The 20,317-nt window shown below is 65.0% G+C and carries 17 protein-coding genes; 9 read left to right on the plus strand and 8 right to left on the minus strand.

Annotation, left to right across the window (positions count from 1 at the left end; translation table 11 throughout):
- Positions 1 to 129: 129 nt before the first annotated feature.
- Genes ACVWZ4_RS26905 through ACVWZ4_RS26915 form a run of 3 tightly spaced genes read right to left on the minus strand, consistent with a single transcriptional unit; the run spans position 130 to position 3,161 of the window.
- The gene (locus ACVWZ4_RS26905) at positions 130 to 1,161 is read right to left on the minus strand and encodes an L-idonate 5-dehydrogenase (RefSeq protein ID WP_456704022.1); all 1,032 of its coding nucleotides are present in this window, start codon (positions 1,159 to 1,161) and stop codon (positions 130 to 132) included.
- Positions 1,162 to 1,183: 22 nt separating this feature from the next.
- Positions 1,184 to 1,951, minus strand: coding sequence for an SDR family oxidoreductase (locus ACVWZ4_RS26910; RefSeq protein ID WP_456704021.1), 768 nt, complete (start codon positions 1,949 to 1,951; stop codon positions 1,184 to 1,186).
- Between the two features lie 10 nt (positions 1,952 to 1,961).
- Positions 1,962 to 3,161: a mandelate racemase/muconate lactonizing enzyme family protein gene (locus ACVWZ4_RS26915; protein WP_456741530.1), complete on the minus strand. Its 1,200-nt coding sequence runs from the start codon at positions 3,159 to 3,161 to the stop codon at positions 1,962 to 1,964.
- A gap of 176 nt (positions 3,162 to 3,337) precedes the next feature.
- Here ACVWZ4_RS26915 and ACVWZ4_RS26920 point away from each other — a divergent pair, with 176 nt between their 5' ends.
- The gene (locus tag ACVWZ4_RS26920; RefSeq protein WP_456704019.1) at positions 3,338 to 4,105 is read left to right on the plus strand and encodes a GntR family transcriptional regulator; all 768 of its coding nucleotides are present in this window, start codon (positions 3,338 to 3,340) and stop codon (positions 4,103 to 4,105) included.
- A 25-nt stretch (positions 4,106 to 4,130) separates the two neighbouring features.
- Complete coding sequence (locus tag ACVWZ4_RS26925) at positions 4,131 to 5,495, plus strand: MFS transporter (protein ID WP_456704018.1); 1,365 nt, start codon at positions 4,131 to 4,133, stop codon at positions 5,493 to 5,495.
- A gap of 9 nt (positions 5,496 to 5,504) precedes the next feature.
- Here ACVWZ4_RS26925 and ACVWZ4_RS26930 read toward each other — a convergent pair whose 3' ends face one another.
- The 4 genes from ACVWZ4_RS26930 to ACVWZ4_RS26945 form a co-directional block, all read right to left on the minus strand.
- Positions 5,505 to 6,755, minus strand: coding sequence for an arsenic transporter (locus tag ACVWZ4_RS26930; RefSeq protein ID WP_456741531.1), 1,251 nt, complete (start codon positions 6,753 to 6,755; stop codon positions 5,505 to 5,507).
- Between the two features lie 22 nt (positions 6,756 to 6,777).
- Entirely contained in the window at positions 6,778 to 8,061 is a 1,284-nt protein-coding gene (locus ACVWZ4_RS26935) for an MFS transporter (RefSeq protein WP_456741532.1), read from the minus strand.
- A 67-nt stretch (positions 8,062 to 8,128) separates the two neighbouring features.
- A complete protein-coding gene (locus tag ACVWZ4_RS26940; protein WP_456735404.1) occupies positions 8,129 to 8,569 on the minus strand; it encodes an EamA family transporter in 441 nt (146 codons plus the stop codon).
- A gap of 61 nt (positions 8,570 to 8,630) precedes the next feature.
- Entirely contained in the window at positions 8,631 to 11,096 is a 2,466-nt protein-coding gene (locus ACVWZ4_RS26945; protein ID WP_456738181.1) for a PAS domain-containing protein, read from the minus strand.
- Between the two features lie 203 nt (positions 11,097 to 11,299).
- On the opposite strand from ACVWZ4_RS26945, the gene ACVWZ4_RS26950 reads away from it, so the two are divergent.
- The 4 genes from ACVWZ4_RS26950 (at position 11,300) to ACVWZ4_RS26965 (ending at position 15,909) form a co-directional block, all read left to right on the plus strand.
- The gene (locus ACVWZ4_RS26950) at positions 11,300 to 12,394 is read left to right on the plus strand and encodes a zinc-binding metallopeptidase family protein (RefSeq protein ID WP_456741533.1); all 1,095 of its coding nucleotides are present in this window, start codon (positions 11,300 to 11,302) and stop codon (positions 12,392 to 12,394) included.
- 178 nt (positions 12,395 to 12,572) lie between these two features.
- Positions 12,573 to 14,588, plus strand: coding sequence for an acetyl-CoA carboxylase biotin carboxylase subunit (locus ACVWZ4_RS26955; RefSeq protein WP_456704013.1), 2,016 nt, complete (start codon positions 12,573 to 12,575; stop codon positions 14,586 to 14,588).
- A gap of 158 nt (positions 14,589 to 14,746) precedes the next feature.
- Positions 14,747 to 15,613 carry an isocitrate lyase/PEP mutase family protein gene (locus tag ACVWZ4_RS26960; RefSeq protein ID WP_456741534.1) on the plus strand — a complete coding sequence of 289 codons (867 nt, stop codon included), beginning with the start codon at positions 14,747 to 14,749 and terminating at the stop codon, positions 15,611 to 15,613.
- Positions 15,610 to 15,909 carry an acylphosphatase gene (locus ACVWZ4_RS26965; protein WP_456704011.1) on the plus strand — a complete coding sequence of 100 codons (300 nt, stop codon included), beginning with the start codon at positions 15,610 to 15,612 and terminating at the stop codon, positions 15,907 to 15,909. Before ACVWZ4_RS26960 ends, ACVWZ4_RS26965 begins: the two co-directional genes overlap by 4 nt.
- Positions 15,910 to 15,964: 55 nt before the next feature.
- Here the strand turns inward: ACVWZ4_RS26965 and ACVWZ4_RS26970 are convergent, their stop codons facing one another.
- On the minus strand, positions 15,965 to 17,485 hold the full coding sequence (locus ACVWZ4_RS26970) for an ATP-binding protein (RefSeq protein ID WP_456704010.1): 1,521 nt from the start codon (positions 17,483 to 17,485) through the stop codon (positions 15,965 to 15,967).
- A gap of 155 nt (positions 17,486 to 17,640) precedes the next feature.
- Between ACVWZ4_RS26970 and ACVWZ4_RS26975 the strand changes: the two genes are divergently transcribed.
- Genes ACVWZ4_RS26975 through ACVWZ4_RS26985 form a run of 3 tightly spaced genes read left to right on the plus strand, consistent with a single transcriptional unit; the run spans position 17,641 to position 20,313 of the window.
- Positions 17,641 to 18,198: a GbsR/MarR family transcriptional regulator gene (locus ACVWZ4_RS26975; RefSeq protein WP_456741535.1), complete on the plus strand. Its 558-nt coding sequence runs from the start codon at positions 17,641 to 17,643 to the stop codon at positions 18,196 to 18,198.
- A 16-nt stretch (positions 18,199 to 18,214) separates the two neighbouring features.
- A complete protein-coding gene (locus ACVWZ4_RS26980; protein ID WP_456741536.1) occupies positions 18,215 to 18,880 on the plus strand; it encodes a DUF4166 domain-containing protein in 666 nt (221 codons plus the stop codon).
- On the plus strand, positions 18,877 to 20,313 hold the full coding sequence (locus ACVWZ4_RS26985; protein WP_456741537.1) for a TIGR01777 family oxidoreductase: 1,437 nt from the start codon (positions 18,877 to 18,879) through the stop codon (positions 20,311 to 20,313). The genes ACVWZ4_RS26980 and ACVWZ4_RS26985 overlap by 4 nt, the downstream gene beginning before the upstream one ends.
- Positions 20,314 to 20,317 lie beyond the last annotated feature (4 nt).

Here is a 20,317-nt window from a genome sequence, read left to right on the forward strand (position 1 = left end):
TCGAGCTGCGTCAAATTCCCTGGCTCAGCGCCCGGCGGACCAGTTCGATGTCGGAGCCGGGAGCGCGTCGAGATCTTCGTCTCCCGCGAGGTCATGACGGCTTTCGCCCCGCTGTGAGGCCGGCCGACCTCAGAACGTCAGCTGCACCTTCATCGATTGCGAGCGATCGCTGGCCAGTTCAAAGGCTGCGACTGCGTTCTCGAACGGCATGGTCGCCGTGATCAGCGGCTTGACGTCGATCAGGCCTTCGCCCATCAGCCGCACCGCCAGCTCGAACTCGGGATCGAAGCGGAAGGTGCCGCGAAGCTGCAATTCCTTGGCGACGATCGCGTTGATCGGCAGCGTCATCTCGCCGCCGAGCCCAAGCTGCACCAGCGTCGCACCGGGCCGGAGCACGTCGAGCGCGGTGCGCAGCGCGGCCTGGTTGCCGGAGGCCTCGAACAGCGTGTCGAACACGCCCTTGCCGGCGCGCCAGGGATCGAGCGCGGTGGCATCGGTCGCGACATTGATGGCGTGCGTGGCGCCGAGCTTCCTGGCGACCGCGAGCGGCGCGTCGGCCACATCGGTCACGGCGATTTCAGAGGCGCCGCCGAAGCGCGCGACCAGAATCATCAGAGCGCCGATCGGGCCGCAGCCGGTGATCAGCACGCGCTTGCCGAGCAGGGGGCCGGCCTGCTTGCCGGCATGCAGGCACACCGCGAGCGGCTCGGCGACCGCGGCTTCCGCCAGCGAGAGCTTGTCTGCGATCGGCACGGCCTGCGTGGCATCGATCGTGATGAACTCGCGAAAGCCGCCCTGCACATGCGGGAAGCGCATCGCGCTGCCGAGGAAGCGCATGTCGAGGCACTGGTTGCGCATGCCTTCCCGGCAGTGCAGGCACTGGCCACACGGCTTGCTCGGATTGACCGCGACGCGCGTGCCGGCCTTGACCGCGGTCACGCCGTCGCCGACCGCCGCGACCACACCGGCGATCTCGTGCCCCAGCGCCATCGGCTGCCGGATGCGGACGACGCCGAAGCCGCCGTGATGGTAGTAGTGCAGGTCGGAGCCGCAGATCCCGCCATTGGCAATCTTGACGCGGACCTCACCCGGGCCGGGGGCCGTGTCGGGATAGGTGTCGATCCGCAGATCCTTGGGGGCGTGAATGACGACTGCGCGCATGGTCCCGTTCCTCTTTTCGCGATTACATCGCGGCGATCATGCCGCCATCGACGTAGATGATCTGGCCGTTGACATAGGTGGAAGCGTTTGAAGCCAGGAAGATCGCCGCGCCCACCAGCTCGTCGGGCTTGCCCCAGCGCCTGGAGGGGATGCGGCCCATGAGCCAGGTGTTGAAATCGGTGTTGTTGACCAGCGCCTCGTTCATGTCAGTCAGCATGTAGCCGGGGCCGATCGCATTGGCCTGGATGCCGTGCTGGGCCCATTCCACCGCCATCGAGCGGGTCAGGTTCTTGATGCCGCCCTTGGCCGCGGTGTAGGGCGCGATGGTGGGACGCGCCAGCTCGCTGGCGAGCGAGCCGATGTTGATGATCTTGCCGTGCTTGCGCGCAATCATGCGCTTGGCCGCCTCGCGGCCGATCACGAAGGCGCTGGTGAGGTTGGTCTCGATCACCTTGCGCCATTCGTCCGTTGTGAACTCGACCAGCGGCTTGCGATGCTGGATGCCGGCATTGTTGACCACGATGTCGACGGCAATGCCCTTGTTGTCGAAGTCGTTGAAGGCCGCGACGATCGCGGGCTCGTCGGTGACGTTGAACGCCGCGCCTTCGGCCGGATGGCCGGCGGCGCGAAATTCGGCCACCGCCTGCTCCACGCGCTCGGCATCGACGCCGTTGACGATGATTTTGGCGCCGGCCTTGGCCATGCCCTCGGCAATGGCGCGCCCGAGCCCGCGCGAGGAGCCGGTCACGAGCGCGGTGCGGCCGGAAAGGTCGAAGAGGGCGGTGCTCATCCTGGAATCCTCAGACGTTGGAGCGGCGCACGGTCAGATCGGAGCGGTCGAAAACGGCAGGCAGAAGGTCGACACCGAGGCCGGGGCCTTCCATCGGGAAGACATAGCCGTCCTTGATGGTGGGCATCGTGGTGACGAGCTCATTGTACCAGCCCCTGTAGAAAGCGCGCACGGATTCCTGAATCAGCGTGTTGGGCTGGCTGAACGACATGTGGATGGCGGCGATGAAGCCGATCGGGCCGATGCAATCATGCGGCGCAAAGGGACGGTGATAAGTCTCGGCCATCGCTGCGATCTTGCGACCTTCGGTGAGGCCGCCGGTCCAGCACAGGTCCGCCATCACCACATGCATGGCGTCGCGGTCGAGCATGTCCTTGTAGGGGAAGCGCGAGCCCAGCGTCTCGCTGGCGCAGACCCAGACGTCGGTCGAGCGGGCGTATTCGGCCAGCGCCTGCGGCGAGTTCATGCGGATCGGGTCTTCGTACCAGGTCGGCTTGTAGGGCTCGAGCGCGCGGGCGATCTGTTTGGCGGTCGGCAGATTCCACAGCGAGTGGAGCTCGACCATGATCTCCATCTTGTCGCCGACGGCTTTGCGGATTTTCTCGAACGGCTCGGTCGCCTGCTTCATCTGCGCAGCGGTGATGTAGAGACCCTTGTTCTCCTGCGCCGCCGGATCGAACGGCCAGATCTTCATTGCCGAAATGCCGCTCTCCAGCAGGTTTTCGGCCAGCGCATCGGCGCGGTTCATGAAGCCTTCGAGATCCTCATAGGGACCTTTGTTCGCACCGAGATTCCAGTTTGCGACCGGGCTGATATTGGTGGAGCGGACATATTGCGTGCCGGCGCAGGTGTTGTAGATGCGCTGCTTGTCGCGGCAGAGCCCGCCGAGCATCTGATGCACCGGTTGATCGCAGACCTTGCCGAACAAATCCCACAGCGCGATGTCGATCGCGGATGCCGCGCGATATTCGACGCCGGTCGACGACTGCGCCATCGGCAGGTTCAGCATGTCGCGGTGGATCGCTTCGATGTGCAGGGGATCGCGGCCGAGCAGGCGGCCGGCAAAGGTGTCGTGGATCTGCGCTTCGACTGCACCTGCGCCGTAGAAGGTTTCGCCGAGACCGATCACGCCCGCGTCGGTGTGGACGCGGACCCAGATGACGTTGGAGAATTCCTCGGTGCGCAGCGTCTCGATCGACGTGATCTTCACGGCAACTCTCCTCCCCTAACAGGCGCCTCTCGCCGGGTATTTTCATTCCGCATTGCAGCATGCGGCGAATTGATCGAAGTCTTACGCCTGCTTGTAATATATCACAACATGTTTTAAGGGTGCCACAAACAAGGCGCCGACCTGCAAGCGAACGCGCAGGCCGACGGGAGGCAAACATGGCACGGCGCAAACGCGCGCTCGAGGTGGTGAGATCGGAGGGCGACCGCGAGGGCAGGCCCTCGCGGCGCAACCGTCTCAATTTCTTCGAGCTGGCCTACCAGAAGATCGAGGAGCTCCTCGTTCATTGCGAGCTCAAGCCCGGCCAGTTCATGACCATGCTGGAATTGCAGCACATCACCGGCTTCGGCCGTACGCCGGTGCATCACGCCGTCAACCGGCTCTCCGCCGACACGCTCATCATCATCCGTCCGCGCCACGGCCTGCACATCGCCCCGATCGATCTCGCGCGTGAGCGCATGCTGTTGGCCTTGCGCCGCGACATGGAGCGCTTCGTGATCCGGCTTGCGGCCGATCGCGCCAGCCTCTCGCATCGCAATCAGGCGCTGCATATCGAGCGCGTGCTGCGCGAGCGCCGCGCCACGCTGACCCTCGATGAATTCAACAGCATCGACCGGCGCATCGACGCGCTGGTCTTGGACGCGGCGGGTGAGCCCTTCCTGGTGCATACGCTGCGGCCGCTGCACACGCTGTATCGCCGCATCGGCTACATCCATCACCGCTTCATGCCGGGACAGGCCGATCTGTCAGGAACGATCGACCATCACCTTGGTATTCTCAATGCGATTGCGAACCGCCGTGTCGAGGAGGCGGTCAAGGCGAGCGATGCCTTGATCGACTACATGGGCCAGATGTTCACGGGCATGGAGACGGGGATCGACCCGCGCCTGCTCGATTGCAGCATCGAGCCGCTGCTCGGCGCCTGAAAGAGTTTTGAAAAGAGGATCAAACATGTCAACGATGGCCGTGCCACAACCGACCACGAGCGAAGCCGCGGTCCGCTACCTCATTACCAATTACAGTCCCAAGGGCAACAAGGTCGGCTGGCTGATGATGGCCTCGATCCTGGTCGAGGCCTGGGATCTCTATTCGATCGCCTTCGTCCTGATCTTCATCAAGGAGCAGTACAATCCCGATCCGCTGATGCTCGGTCTCGCCGCAGCCGGCACGCAAGGCGGCGCGCTGATCGGTGCGCTGCTCGGCGGCTGGCTGTCCGACATGATCGGCCGCCGCGTCATGTTCCTGGTCACGATGGTGATGTTCATCGTGCTGGCGCTGGCGCAGGCCTTCGTGCCCAGCGTCTTCTGGCTCGTCGTCGTCCGCTTCTTTCTCGGCATTCCGCTCGGCTCCGACATCTCGACCGGCTACACCTACATCATGGAATCCATGGCCAAGGGTGAGCGCGAGGTCATGGGTAATCGCTGGCAGTTCATGTTCGCCGTCGGCGAAGTGCTGACCATCGGCGTCATCGTGATCTTCCTGCTGCTGGATATCCAGCACGAGATGCTGTGGCGCGTGACGCTCGGTCTCGGCGCGGTGCCGGCGCTGATCATCCTGCTGTTGCGCCACGACGTGCCGGAGACGGCGGTGTGGCTGGTGCAGAAGGGACGTTATCGCGAAGCCAAGCAGGTCGCGCGCGAGATGTTCAACGACGATCTCGCCATGCTGCCGGACAGGGATGTGGTGGTGCCGAAGGTCTCGACCCGCGCCTTCCTCGCCGACCTCAGGAAGGATCCGATCCGCTGGCGCGCGACGATCTACGGCTGGATCGCCTGCTTCGCGCAAGGCAGCGAGTTCTCGACCTTCGCGTTCTATTTGCCGGTGCTGTTCGTGATGGTCGGCGTGTCGAGCGTGCTCGGTATCAACCTGGTGACCATGGCGCTGTTCTGCTTCGCGGCTCTGTCCGGCTGGGTCGGCCCGCTGCTGACGCCGAAGATCGGCCACCGCGGCATCGCGATCGCCGGCTTTGCGATCGTGCTGGCTTCGCTGCTGGTCGCCGCTTTCGCGCTCTACACCGACAACAAGATCCTGCTGCCGTTTGCGGCGGCTGCCATGTTGTGGGGCCATTATTGGGATGCGTCGAACTGCATGACGATCCCGACCATGGTCGCCAAGCCGAAGTACCGCGGCACGGCGAGCGGCTTCGCCTACATGTTCGTGAAGCTGCCGTCGTTCCTGGCCATCTTCCTGTTCCCGACGGTGTTCGCTGCGGTCGGGCAGGCGAATGCCACGCTGATGGTCGCGATCTTCCCGCTGATCGGATTGCTCGCCGCGCTCTTCATCCTGCCGGAGGTCTACGGTTACGAGAACGACTGAGGATACGAACTACCTGATCGCGGCGGCCAGTGCCGCGATCAGGGCCGGCGGCGTCACCAGCAGGCCGAGCTTGAGGAAGGGCCAGGCGCCGACCTCGATCTTCTCTCGCCGCAGCGCGACGAGCCAGAGGATGGTGGCCAGCGAGCCCGTGACTGACAGGTTGGGCCCGAGATCGACGCCGATCAGGATAGCGCTGAGAACCGGCGCGGGCAGATGATCGCTCGCGGCGACCGACCCGGCGACAAGGCCGACCGGCAGATTGTTGGCGACGTTGGTCGCGACCCCGGTCGCGATGCCGACGCTCCAGGCGGCCTGTGTCACGGATTGCGCGACGGCTTCATGCAAGAGCGCGCTGAGCTGGCCGATCACACCCGTCTTGATCAGCGTCTCCACCATGACGAAGAGCCCGCCGACGAGCGGCAGCACGCTCCAGGAGACGCCCTTCAGCACGGGGAGAGGCGATTGCCGGCTGATCAGCAGCACGATCGCGGCGGTCACGACGCCGCAGATGAAGGTCGGCAATCCGAGCTGCTTGTCGAGCGCCGACGCCGTGACCAGCACGACGCCGATGGCGACGATGCCGACCGCCGTGAGCTTGCCGCCGCGGCCGAGCTTTGGATGCGGTACGCTGGGTGCGATCTTGTCCTCCTTCAGCGCGCGACGCTGGGCGAGGCGCAGCACGACATAGGTCAGCACGATCGAGGCTATCGAGGGCAGGGCCAAGAGGCGCAGCCATTCCGTCAGCTGCGGCATGCGCGCGCCGAACACGACGAGGTTGGCGGGGTTTGAGATCGGCAGCACGAAGCTCGCGGCATTGGCGATGAAGGCGCAGACGAACAGATAAGGCAGCGGTTTGGCGCCGGCTGCGCGCGTTGCGGCGTAGACTGCGGGCGTCAGCACGATGGCGGTGGCGTCGTTCGAGAGCAGCACGGTGACGACCGTGCCGACGATGTAGATCAACAGGAACAGCCGCCGCGGCGAGCCGGCGGCATATTCCACCGCAAGCGCTGCAAGATAGTCGAACAGGCCTTCGAGCCGGGCGAGCTCGGCGATCAGCATCATGCCGATCAGGAAGAGGTAGACGTCGACGCCTTTCTCGATGCCGAGAAGCGCGTCCTGCCACGGCAGGAAGCCGAGCAGCACCAGAGCGCCGGCGCCGAGCACGGCCCAGATCGCCTCGGGCAGGCGGAAAGGGCGGATGATGACGCAAGCGGTCGCGGCGACGATGATGCTCCAGGCCCAGATGGCGTGAGACGGCACGTTCAATCCTTGTGCAATGGATTCATTTCGCAGCGATAGCGGAAGCTCGCGCCGCTGTCTTCCCCCGCGGGCGCGGACCGACATCGACGATTTGCCGCGTCTCGGGCAGGGCGAGGAGGCAGATGACGACGCCGATCGCGGCGATCGCGCCGAGGGTCATGAAGGCTGCGCTGTAGCCAGCTTCGACCACGACGAAACCGGCGAGCGTCGTCGACAGCGCAGCTCCGATGCTCTGGGCTGTGATGACAACGCCCTGCGCGACGTTGAAGCGGCCGCTGTTACGCATCAGATCGGCAACGATGACGGGGAAGATCGCGCCAAAGATGCCGGCACCGACGCCGTCCAGCAGCTGCACGCCGACCAGCCAGGATGGATTGTCGGAGAAGGTGTAGAGCGCGCCTCGAATTGGGAGGATCAGGAGCGCGGCAAGGAAGAAGCGCTTGTTGCCCCAGCGGTCGGCCCGGGCGCCGACCAGGATGGCGAAGGGCACCATCACGATCTGCGCCGCCACGATGCAGGCGGACATCAGGCTGGTGCCCAGCTTCTTGTCTTGAAGCGCGAGCTTTTGCCCGACCAACGGCAGCATCGCGGCGTTGGAGAGGTGAAAGAGCAGGACGCAGATCGCGAAGGCGAGCAGGGGCCGACACGTGAGCAGCACGCCGAGCCCGGACGGCGGTTCGTGCTGCCCATCCCGAGCGGTTTCGTGCAGGCCGCGGGCAAGCTCGTGGTCGATGGCGCGTTCCGGGATCGCAAGGATGCTGACGAGGCTCGCTAGGGCCATGGCGCCGAGAAGGCAGAACACGACTGTCGGGCCGAACCAGTAAGCGGACACGCCTGCGAGCCCGGCCGCGACCGCGTTGCCGGCGTGATTAAAGGTCTCGTTGCGGCCGATCCGCCGCGTGAAGGCGGCACGGCCGAAGATGCCGAGCGAGACGGCCGCGATTGCCGGCGGGAAGACCACGGCGGCGGCTTGGGCGATACCTTGAGAGATCGCGACCGGCAAGAAGCTTGGAAACAGCGGCACGGACAGCGAGGCGATGGTCACCATGATGGCGGCGGCCGCCATCGCGGTCCGCTTCGCGCGCGTCGCATCGACCAGAGCGCCGGCCGGCGTCTGCGCCACGATGCCGGCGATGGTTGCCATCGACATCACGAGGCCGATGCGCGCTTCGTCCCAGTGCTGCTCGGCGAGGAGGTAGACGGCAAGATAGGGGCCGAGCCCGTCACGGACGTCGGCGAGGAAGAAATTCGCTGCATCCAGCGCGTGGCCGGCCTGCCTTGCCTGACTGCGGTGTTCGCTCGACATCGGTGTCTCGATCGAGGCAGGGAAGCGCCCCGGCAGAAACCGAACTCCCGCCAACTTTGTTCCCGACCTAGAACTTCACGGCCAGGAGAACCGCGCCGGCGCCAATCATCGTGATCCCGACCCAGCCTTGCGCCGTCGGACGCTCACCGAGAAAGGCGAAAGCGAAAACGGCAACCAGCACGACGCTGAGCTTGTCAATCGGTGCGACCAGCGTGGCGGGTCCGAGCTTCAGCGCTCGGAAGTAACACAGCCAAGACGCGCCGGTGGCGAGGCCCGACAGCACCAGGAACAGCCACGTCCGCGACGAGACCGCCGAGGGCACCGCGAACTGCCCGGTGAAGAACAACAGCACCGAGAAAGCCAGCAGCACCACGATCGTGCGGATGAATGTCGCGAGATCAGGATTGATGTTCTCGACGCCGATCTTGGCGAAGATCGCAGTCAATGCGGCAAAGCAGGCGGACAGCAGCGCCCAGGTCTGCCAGGCGGAGAAGAAGGCGGGTTTCATGTCATCGATATCCGTTGGACGGCGCGCCAGCGTCGTTTGTGGTGGCTTCCTGCGCTCATGTCTACCTTGCCACCGACAGCTTCTCGGTAATGGCCTTGCGCAGGATGCGCGACAGCGACTCCACCGAATACGGCTTCTGAATCAATTCGAACCCGCGGTGGGCGTTTTCGGCGAGCACGTTGCTGTAGCCAGAGGTGAGCACCACCGGCAGGCCCGGATAGCGCTCGCGGATGATGCCGGCGAGCTCGACGCCGTTCATGCCGGGCATGATGACGTCCGAGAACACGAGGTCGACGGCGAATTCGTTCTCCGCGAGAATGGCGAGTGCTGCACTGGCGTTGGCGACGCGGCGGGTGACGTAGCCGAGATCCTCCAGGAGCTCAGTCGAGAACTGGCCGACATCGTCATTGTCCTCGACCACGAGGACGCGGTAACCGCGCCCGGTGGTCGCGCTTTCGCTGGTCAGCGATGTGGCTTCCTTTTCGGTCGCGGGGCTCTGCGCCTGCGGCAAATAGATCGTGAAGGTCGCGCCCTGTCCGTGCGTGCTCGTCACCGCGATGTCACCCTCGGACTGCTTGGCGAAGCCGAACGCCTGACTGAGGCCGAGCCCGGTACCTTTGCCGACCTCCTTGGTGGTGAAGAACGGCTCGAAGATGGCGTCGATGTTCTCGGGTGCGATGCCGCTGCCGGTGTCCGCCACGGAGATTGCGACATAGTCGCCGCCGCGCGCCGATTGCGCACGCAGGTTCGGAATGCCCTGAACCTTGCGCACGGCGATGGTGAGGCGGCCTTCGCCGTCCATGGCGTCGCGGGCGTTGATGGCGAGGTTGATCAGCGCGGTCTCGAACTGGGCGACGTCGGCCACGGTAAAGCAATCGGAATCGTCGATCTGGACGGCGATTTCGATGCGACCGCCGACCAGCGGTCGGACCAGCTGCGCCACGCCTTCGACCTGGCTGCCGACATTGAAGATCTGCGGCTTCAGCGGCTGCCGCCGCGCAAAGGCGAGGAGCTGCGCGGTCAGCTTGGAGGCGCGCTCGACGGTGTCGGAGATGGCATCGACATAGCGGCGGCGGCGCTCCTCCGGCAGCTCGCGCCGGCGCAGGAAGTCGGTCGCCGAGCGGATGATCGTGAGCAGATTATTGAAGTCATGTGCGACGCCGCCGGTGAGCTGGCCGATCGCCTCCATCTTCTGCGACTGCCGCAGCGCTTCCTCGCCGCGACGTCGCTCGGTGATGTCGACCGCCTCCGGCACTGCGCCGGTGATGTTGCCATGGCGGTCGAGCACGGGCCGCATGCCGAAATCGAAGTCGCGCTCGCCGACCGGGAGGCGCAGCCGCATCTCCATCCGTACCGCCTGGCCTTTCAACACGCTCTCGAAGGCCTCGCGCACGGCGGCACTCATACCGTGTGTGCCGGTGAACCACGGCGTTTCCCAGAACGGCCTGCCGATCACATCCTCACTGCGGGCCTTGATGCCGTCGAGCGCAGTGTTGTTGGCGTAGAGCAGTTCGCCCTTGAGGTCGACCAGGCCCTGATATTGGTTGCTGGTCGCCAGGATGGCGCGCAGCCGGGATTCGTTGGATTCAAGCTCGGCAGTGCGCTCGGCGATGCGCTCTTCCAGCGTCTCGTTGAGTCTGCGCAGCTCAATCTCGGCCTGCTTGGCGGCGGTGATGTCGTGGGCGACGCCGATGAAGCCGATATGCTTGCCGGTCGGATCCCAGCGCGGCTGCGATTCCGAGCGCAGCCAGCGCCATTCGCCAGAAGCATCCCTGTAGCGGGCCTCCAGCACGAACGGTTTGAGCGAGGCCTCGCCCTGGACGGATTGCTGCAGCACGCGGGGCAGGTCGTCGGGATGCAGCACCTTGCGCCAGTCGAAGGCGATGGCCTGCTCGTAGGGCAGCCCGACGAAGTCGACATAGGCCTGATTGGCGAAGGAGCGCGTGCGGTCGAGCTTCGTCACCCAGATCGGCACCGGCGCGCTGTCGGCGATCAGCCGAAACCGCTCCTCGCTCTCCCGCAGCGTCTCGCGCGCCAGCGCCTGGTCGGTGATGTCGATATGGGCGCCGACGAGGCGGACGGCGCGGCCGTCGCTGTCGCGCTCGATCTTGGCGACGACCCGGATCCAGCGCGTCTCGCGGTCGCTCGGGCGGATGATGCGGTACTCGGCGGTGTAGTCCTCGCCGGTTGCGGCCAACGCATCGAAGAAGTGTTTGACCGTGGCGTGGCGGTCGTCAGGATGGATACGGCTGACCCAGTCCTCATGCGTCTCGTCGACGGCCTCGGGCGGCAGCCCATGGATCATCAGATATTCCGGCGAACGGCGGTTCTTGAAACCTTCGCGGAAGTCGACCTCGAGGCCGCCGACCTTGCCGATGCGCTGGATGCGTGCGAGCTCCGCCTCGCGCTCCTGGAGCGCATGATAGGCATTGTCGCGCTCGCGCGCGATCTCTTCGAGGTGCTGGCGCAGCCGCTCGGCGGGGGTGGTTTCGGGCGCTGGATCGTTCAAGGCGTCGGCCGTTGTGATGCGGGAGCAGACGTCCCGGTTCGATATTCACACAGACAAAGCGTGATATCCATTGCTCAAAGGGAATACGCAGGGGTGGCGGGCATGAACGAACGTCGGGTCTGGCAATTTGTTCCAAACTTTGGAACGACGAGCCGTCGGCGCGCGTATCTGCTAAGCGCCATATCCGATAGTGATAAGAATTCCCCCCGAGAGGCTAAATCTTGAAGCTCTTCGTCTGCCAGGACTGCGGCAACATTCTCTATTTCGAGAACCGCGCTTGCGAGCGCTGCGGTCACAGGGTCGCCTTCCTGCCGGAGAAGGAGACAATGTCGGCGATCGAGCCGGATGGGGAGGGCTGGGCCACGCTGGCCGACAAGGGCAAGGGGCGGATGCTGTGCCGCAATGCCGAGTATGATGCTTGCAACTGGCTGACGGATGCCGGCGATACCACCGGCTATTGCCGTGCCTGCCGCCACAACGGCATCGTGCCCGATCTCTCCGACCCCGCGCAGCTCGCCGGTTGGCGCGAGCTGGAGGTGGCGAAGCACCGGCTGTTCTATTCCCTGATCCGCTGGAAGCTGCCGGTCCAGACCCGGCAGGACGACCCGGAGCACGGCCTGCTCTTCAATTTCCTCGCCGACGATCCGAACAGTGGCGAGAGGATCATGACCGGCCATGACAACGGCCTGATCACGATCGCGCTGACCGAGACCGATGCCATCGAGCGCGAGCGGCGCAGGCTCGAAATGGGCGAGCCGTATCGCACGCTGCTCGGGCATTTCCGCCACGAGGTCGGACATTATTTTTGGGACGTGCTGGTGCGCGACGGCGGCAGACTGGGCGAATGCCGCGCCGTGTTCGGCGACGATTCCACCGACTACGGCGAGGCCCTGCGACGCCATTATGCCGATGGCGCGCCGCTGGACTGGCAGCAGAATTACGTCTCGGCCTATGCGACAACGCATCCTTGGGAGGACTTCGCCGAGACCTGGGCGCACTATCTCCACATCGTCGATACTCTGGAGATGGCAGGCGAGTTCGGCATGGAGGTTCGTCCCAAGGTCGATCGCGACGGGGAGTTGTCGACACGGATTCGGTTCAACCCCTACGAGGCAAGGGACGTCGAGGCGATCGTCAACGCATGGCTGCCCTTCACCTTCGCGATGAACAGCGTCAACCGCGCCATGGGTCTGCGCGACCTCTACCCCTTCATCCTGTCGCCGGCCGTGGTCATCAAGTTGGGCTTCATTCATGGCCTCGTCCGGGACGTGGCCAAGGATACCACCACGGACACGATCAAGGCCCCGAAGCCATAGGCCCTCCAGCGGCTCACCTGGCCCGATCAGGTCTTGCGCTGGTACGCCAGAGGCATGGCGGATTTAGACCGTTGCCTCCGGCCGATTTTGCTGTACCACGACAGGGTACGGCCCCGTCCGCTCGGCCTGCCGCCGGCCTGGGAGGGGTCCCGCCCAAGGGACGAAGCTCAAGAAAAACATGTTCAAACGCATCCTGATCGCCAACCGCGGCGAAATCGCCTGCCGGGTCATCAAGTCCGCCCGCAAGATGGGAATTCAGACGGTTGCCGTGTATTCCGAGGCCGACCGCGACGCTCTCCATGTCGAGATGGCCGACGAGGCCGTCCTGATCGGCCCGCCTGCTGCGGCCGAGAGCTATCTGGTGATCGAGAAGATCGTCGAAGCATGTAGAAAAACCGGCGCCGAGGCGGTCCATCCCGGCTACGGCTTCCTGTCCGAGCGCGAGGCGTTTCCGCGGGCGCTGGAAGCAGCCGGCATCGTCTTCATCGGTCCCAACCCCGGCGCGATCGCCGCGATGGGCGACAAGATCGAATCCAAGAAGGCGGCGGCCAAAGCCAAGGTCTCGACCGTGCCGGGCTATCTCGGCGTCATCGAGGACGACAAGCACGCGGTCAGGATCGCCGACGAGATCGGCTATCCCGTGATGATCAAGGCCTCGGCCGGCGGTGGCGGCAAGGGCATGCGCATTGCGCATTCCAAAGCCGAGGTCGCCGAAGGCTTCAATCTCGCCAAGGCCGAAGCCAAGGCCTCGTTCGGCGACGACCGCGTCTTCGTCGAAAAATTCATCGTCGATCCCCGCCATATCGAGATCCAGGTGCTCGGCGACAAGCATGGCAACGTGATCTATCTCGGCGAGCGCGAATGCTCGATCCAGCGCCGCAATCAGAAGGTCATCGAAGAGGCGCCATCGCCGCTGCTCGATGAAGCCACCCGCCGCAAGATGGGTGAGCAGGCCGTCGCGCTGGCCAAGGCCGTGAACTACGATTCCGCCGGCACCGTCGAGTTCGTCGCTGGCCAGGACAAGAGCTTCTACTTCCTGGAGATGAACACGCGCCTCCAGGTCGAGCATCCCGTCACCGAGCTCGTCACCGGCGTCGACCTCGTCGAGCAGATGATCCGGGTGGCTGCGGGCGAGAAGCTGGCGCTGACTCAGAAGGATGTCACGCTGACCGGCTGGGCGGTGGAATCGCGTCTCTATGCGGAGGACCCGTTCCGCAACTTCCTGCCATCGATCGGTCGCCTCGTGAAGTATCGCCCGCCCGCGGAAGTGAGCCAGGATGGCATCACCGTGCGCAACGACACCGGCGTGCAGGAGGGCGGCGAGATCTCGATCCATTACGATCCGATGATCGCCAAGCTCGTCACACACGCGCCGTCGCGCGCCGCGGCGATCGAGGCGCAGGCGACCGCGCTCGACTCGTTCTATGTCGACGGGATCAGGCACAACATCCCGTTCCTGTCGGCACTGATGCATCATCCGCGCTGGCGCGAGGGCAATCTGTCGACCGGTTTCATCGCCGAGGAATTCCCCAAGGGATTTGCCGCGCGCGTGCCCGAGGGCGAGGTCGCGCGGCGGATCGCAGCGGTCGGTGCGGCAGTTGATCATGTGCTCGGCGAACGCAAGCGGCAGATCTCGGGCCAGCTGGGCGGCCGCGTGGTGCAGCGCGAGCGCCGCCGCGCGGTGTGGCTCGATCGCCAGGAGATTTTGCTGGAGGTCAGTCGCGAGGGTGAGGCGATCGCGATCCGGTTCATCGATGCCGAGGGCAAGGCCGGAAACGCGCATCTGTTGCAGTCCGCATGGAAGCCGGGCGATCCGGTCTGGCAGGGCACGATCGACGGTCACTTCATCGCGGTGCAGGCGCGCCCGATCGCCAACGGCATCCGTCTGGCGCATCAAGGCGTCGAGGTGCCGGTCTATGTCTGGACGGAAGCGGAAGCGGCCTCCGCGCGCCTGATGCCGGTGACGACCGCTTCCGACAGCGGCAAGAAATTGCTGTGCCCGATGCCCGGCCTCATCGTCTCGATCGCCGTGACCGAAGGGCAGGAGGTCAAGGCCGGCGAGACGCTGGCCGTGGTCGAAGCCATGAAGATGCAGAACGTGCTGCGTGCCGAACAGGACGGCACCGTGAAGAAGGTCCACGCCAGCGCCGGCGCGACGCTGGCGGTGGACGCGCTGATCCTGGAGTTTGCGTAAAGCGTGCACTTGGGGCCCTTAGCCGGGCCCCACGACAACATCATTGCGAGCGCAGCGAAGCAATCCAGACTGCCTCCGCGGAAAGATTCTGGATTGCTTCGCTACGCTCGCAATGACGGAGTATGTTGCGGCTGCGTCGCAACAGTTGAGAGGGCACCATGGCCTTTCGTTCCCGCCGCGAAAAACTCCGATCGATTTTGTCGGGCCAGGCTTGCGTCCATCCCGGCTCGGTCTATGACGCGATCTCGATCCGCATTGCCGAGGATCTCGGCTTTCCACTCGGCATGTTCGGCGGCTCTGTGGCCTCACTCGCCGTGCTCGGCGATCCTGACGTCACCCTGATCACGCTCACCGAGCTCGCCGAGCAGATGCGGCGGATGTCGCGCGCGGCAAGCCTGCCGGTGCTGGTCGACGCTGATCACGGCTATGGCAATGCGCTCAACGTGCGCCGCACGGTGCAGGAGCTGGAGACAGCGGGTGCTGCCGGCCTGACCATCGAGGACACGCTGCTGCCGGCCGCTTTTGGCGAGGCAAGAACGCAGCTGATCTCGCTGGACGAGGGCGTCGGCAAGATGAAAGCCGCGCTCGACGCCCGCGGCGATCCCGCGCTGGTCATCATGGGCCGCACCGGCGCGGCCTCGATCACTGCGATCGGGGACGCGATCAGGCGTGCCAAGGCTTATGAGGCCGCCGGAGTCGATGCGCTGTTCTTCACCGGCGTCAGGTCGCGGGCAGAGCTCGAGGCGATCGTGAGCGCAACCCATCTGCCGATCGTGCTTGGTGGTGCGCCGGACGAATTGAATGCGACCGATTACCTGGCGAACCAGCGCGTCCGCATCGCGCTTCAGGGCCATGCGCCGATCGCGGCGGCCACGCGGGCGGTGTACGAGGTGCAGAAGGCGTTGCGAGAGGGGGCGTCGCCGACAGCGCTGAAGGGATTGCCGCCGGCGGAGTTGACCAGCCGCGTCATGCGCGATGCCGAGGTAAAAGAGCGCAGCGCTGACTTTCTCGGACTGAAAAAATGAGCCGGGCAATCCTTCAGCTGATGATCCGCGGCCGCGTCCAGGGCGTCGGTTACCGGGCCTGGGTCGAGCATCAGGCGACCGCGAGCGGCCTCGAAGGCTGGGTGCGCAACCGCCGCGACGGCAGCGTCGAAGCGCTGTTCGCAGGTCCGCCGAAACTCGTTGCGGACATGGTCGCGCTGTGCCGCCACGGCCCGCCGTCCTCGCATGTCGACAACGTGACCAGCGAAACGGCGAGCGTGGATGAGCTGAACCTGCGCCGGCCAGGGGAGGCGTTCTCGGTGTTGCCGACGGTTTAGGGGCACGATCGGCGATCGCAGTGTCACTCTCCCTTCGGGAGAGGTGAAGAAACCATCACCGCGGCAGCTTCGAAATCGCCTCGCTCAGCTCGTGGATCTCATACGGCTTGCGCAGGATCGGAAAATCGCCGCGGACACCGGCGGCGGCTTCGCTATAGCCGGTGGCGAGCAGCACCGGCAGGTTGGGGCGGATCTGGCGCAGGCGGTGAGCGAGGCCGAGCCCGTCCATTTTGCCGGGCATCACGATGTCGGAGAACACGAAGTCGACACCGTTGGTCTCGATCTCCCGCAACGCGGATTCGGCATCTGCAACCCGATGCACGCGGTAGCCGAGCTGCTCCAGCAGGCCGATGCTGACGAGGGCTACGTCGGGATTGTCCTCGACCAGCAGCACCGTGCCGCTGCCGCGCACCGGCCCCGGTTCGAGCGCTTCGACCGGTGCTGTCGCGGTTTCGCGCGGCAGCAGGATCGTGAAGGTCGTGCCCTTGCCGAGCTCGCTTGCGACCTTGACCGTGCCGCCGGCCTGATGCGCAAAGCCGTGCACCTGCGACAGACCGAGCCCGGTGCCTTTGCCGACCGGCTTCGTCGTGAAGAACGGTTCGAAAATCTTGTCGACGACGTCGGAGGGAATGCCGAGCCCGGTGTCGGCGACGGTGATCGCGACGTATTCGCCGCTATGAAGGGGATCATTCAGGACGATGTTGTGCGCGCCGATCGTCACCGTGCCGCCGTCGGGCATGGCGTCACGCGCATTGATGACCAGGTTGAGCAGCCCCGTCTCGAGCTCGGAGACGTCAGCCCTGACCGGCCAGAGGTCACGCTCGATCTCGAAGGCGAGACGAACGGCGCTGCCGACGCCCGCGTGAAGCACCTCGCGGATCGCCTCCACGCGGTCGCCGAACCGGATCGGCTGCGGATTGACGCTCTGCCGCCGCGCGAAGCTCAAGAGCTGTCCCGTCAGCGCAGCGCCGCGTCTCGTGGCCGTGTCGATCGCCAGGATGGCGCGCTGAAACTTCGAATCGTCGGGGGCGCCCTTCCTGAGGATATGGAGGCTGCCGCTGATGATCATCAGGAGGTTGTTGAAGTCGTGCGCTACTCCGCCGGTGAGCTGGCCGAGCGCATCGAACTTCTGCGACTCCGCAAGCTGCGTCTGCATCGCCTCGAGCTTCAGCTGCGTCTCGCGGCGCTCGGTGATGTCGCGGGTGATCTTGGCGAAGCCGACGAGGTTACCGTCCTCGTAGATCGGGTCGATGACGACGCTCGCCCAGAAGAAGGTGCCGTCCTTGCGGACGCGCCAGCCTTCCTCCTCGTAGCGGCCCTGCTCCCTGGCGATGCCGAGCGCGCGCGCAGGCTTGCCGTTGGTGCGATCGGTCTCGGTGTAGAAGCGCGAAAAATGCTGGCCGAGGATCTCCTGGGGCGAATAGCCCTTGATCCGCTCGCCGCCGATATTCCAGCTGGTGATGATCCCATTGGGATCGAGCATATAGAGCGCGTAGTCCGCAACTCCCTCAACCAACAGCCGAAAGCTTCGTTCACTTTCGAATAAGTCTCTCTGTTGACTGGACTTTTTGACCATTCCTAACCCCGCCTCGACCGGGACAAACGTCTCAGGGGGGCGTTTGGTTCCCGTTCTCTGGGATATTTTAAGGCAAATCGAGGGGCCGGTGTGCAAGCACGCGACCCCGCCAAACGTCCCTTGACAGGCAGTCGAATCTGTCAGATATTTCTGTCATGACAGAAATAACAGGAAAGAAGAAACTCCCTGCGGCCGTCGAGCGCTTCATCCTGCATTGGGGCGACATGGGGGACCAGTGGGGCGTCAACCGCTCGGTCAGCCAGATCCACGGGCTCTTGTATCTGGCCGAGGCACCGATGACGGCCGAGGACATCGCCGACACGCTCGGCATGGCCCGCTCCAACGTCTCCAACTCGCTGAAGGAGCTGCTGGCCTGGAATTTGATCCGGCGAGTGCCGATCCTCGGCGACCGCCGCGATCATTACGAGGCCGAGACCGATATCTGGGAGGTCGCAGCGCGGATCGCAGCAAGGCGCAAGGAGCGCGAGCTCGATCCTGCGATCACCGCGCTCAGGGCCTGCGTGACCGACGCCGCCGACGATCCGACGATCAATCCGGTCGCGAGCAAACGTCTCAAGGAGATGCTCGCCTTCACCGAGCTCGCCGACCACTGGTTCATGCAGATGCTGAAAGTGCCGCGGCCGCGCCTCGTCGCCTTGATGCGGCTTGGCGAGAAGATCGGCAACCTGTTGCCGCTCGGCAAGGCCAATTAGTTCTGAGGAGGTTGTGATGACGTCGGCGAGATTATCAGGCTCCAACGCACCAACCACCGCTCACATCAAGCTGCTCGACGACCGCCGCTTTCGCGCATTGCTGTCGGATGAGGATTGGGGCCGCCTGCCGCTCGCAACGTGGCGGCGCTTCTCCAAGCGTGTCGCCGACGGCGACAGCGTGGTCTATGTCGGAATCGTCGACGAGGTCTCGTTCAGCGATATCGGCTGGTGGTTTGCGCAAGCCGCGCGCCTGATTGGGGGCCCGCTGCCCACGGGGCGCGACACAGGCGTGCCCATGATCGTCACCGTCACCGAGGACGGTGCGACCGGCGGCCAGACCTGGACCCGCATCTGCGCGCGCAAGCGCGGCTTTCCGCAGGTGATCCACTCGGCAAAACGCTTTGCTGGCCCGACCGGGCTCGAGGAATATGTCGGCTTCGGCGTCTCGATGGCGCTCCGTATCGCGGTCGAAGGCGAGACGTTGACCTTCCGCAGTGCCGCCTATGGCCTGCAGTTCGGGCGCCTCTGGATCCCGCTGCCGCAATGGCTCACGCCGGGCGATCTCACGGTGACGCACAGCGATCTCGGCGAGGGCGCATTCCGTTTCACTCTCGACGTCATCCATCCGCGTTACGGCGCGCTGATCCACCAGTCCGCCGTGTTCAGGGAGGCCGTGTCATGACCCCGCTCTTGTGGACGCTCATCGCCATCCAGATCGTGATGGGCGTGTTCGACACCTTCTATCATCACGAATTCACCGAGCGCCTGGCCTGGCGACCGTCGCAGCGCTTCGAGCTGAAGCTGCATGGCATCCGCAACATGCTCTATGCCCTGCTGTTCCTGCTGCTCGGCTGGTTGGAGGTCCATGGCCTGCCGGCGTTGCTGATCGTCGCGGTTCTCGTCGCCGAGATCGTCATCACGCTGATGGATTTCGTCGAGGAGGATCTGAGCCGGAAGCTGCCGCCGAGCGAGCGGATCAACCACACGCTGCTGGCGATCAACTACGGCGCCATTCTGGTGCTGCTGCTGCCCGTGCTGATCGATTGGGCGATGCAGCCGTTCGGCATGAGGGTCGTCCATCAGGGCCTGCTCAGCATCGCCGCGAGCGCCTGCGCGGTCGGCGCGGCACTCTGCGGCATCAGGGATTTTGCGGCGATGCGCCGGCTCGGCCGCATGAAGACTGTTCCCGCGGAAGGACTTGTCGAGAAGATCTCCGGCCGCAAGACCGTGCTGATCACAGGCGCGACCGGCTTCATCGGCAGCCGCCTTGCGGCGAGCCTCAGCGGAGCAGGGCACCACGTCATCGCGCTGATCCGCAACCCCGCGAAGGCGGAGATGCTGCCGCCGCCGGTGACGCTGATCACCAGTCTTGATCAGCTCGCCGCGGACACACCTATCGACGCCATCGTCAATCTCGCCGGCGAGCCGATCGGCAATGGGCTGTGGACCGAGACCAAACGCGCGAAGATCATTGGCTCGCGCATCGAGATGACAGGCGAGGTCGTCAAGCTGATCGCGCGGCTCGCACGCAAGCCCGAGGTGCTGGTCAGCGGCTCCGCGATCGGCTGGTATGGGTTGTGGGCCGACCAGGTGCTGACCGAATCTGCCAAGTCGCACGCCTGCTTCAGCCACGAACTGTGCGCGGCCTGGGAGAAGGCGGCACGGCCGGCGGAAGAGCTTGGCGTCCGCGTGGTCTTCTTGCGTATCGGGCTCGTGTTGGGCACCGAGGGCGGCTTCATCACGCGCATGCTGACGCCGTTCGAGTTCGGGCTCGGTGGTCCCATCGGCACCGGGCGGCAGTGGATGTCCTGGATCGAGCGCGACGATTTGATCCGGCTGATCGCCTATGTGATGGCGACGCCCGATCTCACAGGGCCGGTCAATGCGACTGCGCCGATCCCCGTGACCAACGCAAAATTCACCGAGGAGCTCGGCCGCCGGCTGCACCGGCCCGCGGTGTTCCGCATCCCCGGAGGCATCTTGCGCCGGATCGGCGGCGGCTTTGCCGACGAGCTGCTGCTCGGCGGTCAGCGCGTGCTGCCGAACAAGGCGTTGAGCCGCGGTTTTGTCTTCCGGCACGAGACGCTGCGCAGCGCGTTCGAGGCGATTCTGTGAGGTG

The organism is Bradyrhizobium sp. USDA 4472, from assembly GCF_054058595.1.

Coding starts and splice junctions, on each gene's coding strand:
- ACVWZ4_RS26980 (WP_456741536.1), top strand. CDS start 18,215: ATGACGTCGGCGAGATTATCAGGCTCCAACGCACCAACCACCGCTCAC.
- ACVWZ4_RS26920 (WP_456704019.1), top strand. CDS start 3,338: ATGGCACGGCGCAAACGCGCGCTCGAGGTGGTGAGATCGGAGGGCGAC.
- ACVWZ4_RS26965 (WP_456704011.1), top strand. CDS start 15,610: ATGAGCCGGGCAATCCTTCAGCTGATGATCCGCGGCCGCGTCCAGGGC.
- ACVWZ4_RS26935 (WP_456741532.1), bottom strand. CDS start 8,061: ATGTCGAGCGAACACCGCAGTCAGGCAAGGCAGGCCGGCCACGCGCTG.
- ACVWZ4_RS26905 (WP_456704022.1), bottom strand. CDS start 1,161: ATGCGCGCAGTCGTCATTCACGCCCCCAAGGATCTGCGGATCGACACC.
- ACVWZ4_RS26970 (WP_456704010.1), bottom strand. CDS start 17,485: ATGGTCAAAAAGTCCAGTCAACAGAGAGACTTATTCGAAAGTGAACGA.
- ACVWZ4_RS26955 (WP_456704013.1), top strand. CDS start 12,573: ATGTTCAAACGCATCCTGATCGCCAACCGCGGCGAAATCGCCTGCCGG.
- ACVWZ4_RS26960 (WP_456741534.1), top strand. CDS start 14,747: ATGGCCTTTCGTTCCCGCCGCGAAAAACTCCGATCGATTTTGTCGGGC.
- ACVWZ4_RS26940 (WP_456735404.1), bottom strand. CDS start 8,569: ATGAAACCCGCCTTCTTCTCCGCCTGGCAGACCTGGGCGCTGCTGTCC.
- ACVWZ4_RS26975 (WP_456741535.1), top strand. CDS start 17,641: ATGACAGAAATAACAGGAAAGAAGAAACTCCCTGCGGCCGTCGAGCGC.
- ACVWZ4_RS26925 (WP_456704018.1), top strand. CDS start 4,131: ATGTCAACGATGGCCGTGCCACAACCGACCACGAGCGAAGCCGCGGTC.
- ACVWZ4_RS26910 (WP_456704021.1), bottom strand. CDS start 1,951: ATGAGCACCGCCCTCTTCGACCTTTCCGGCCGCACCGCGCTCGTGACC.
- ACVWZ4_RS26985 (WP_456741537.1), top strand. CDS start 18,877: ATGACCCCGCTCTTGTGGACGCTCATCGCCATCCAGATCGTGATGGGC.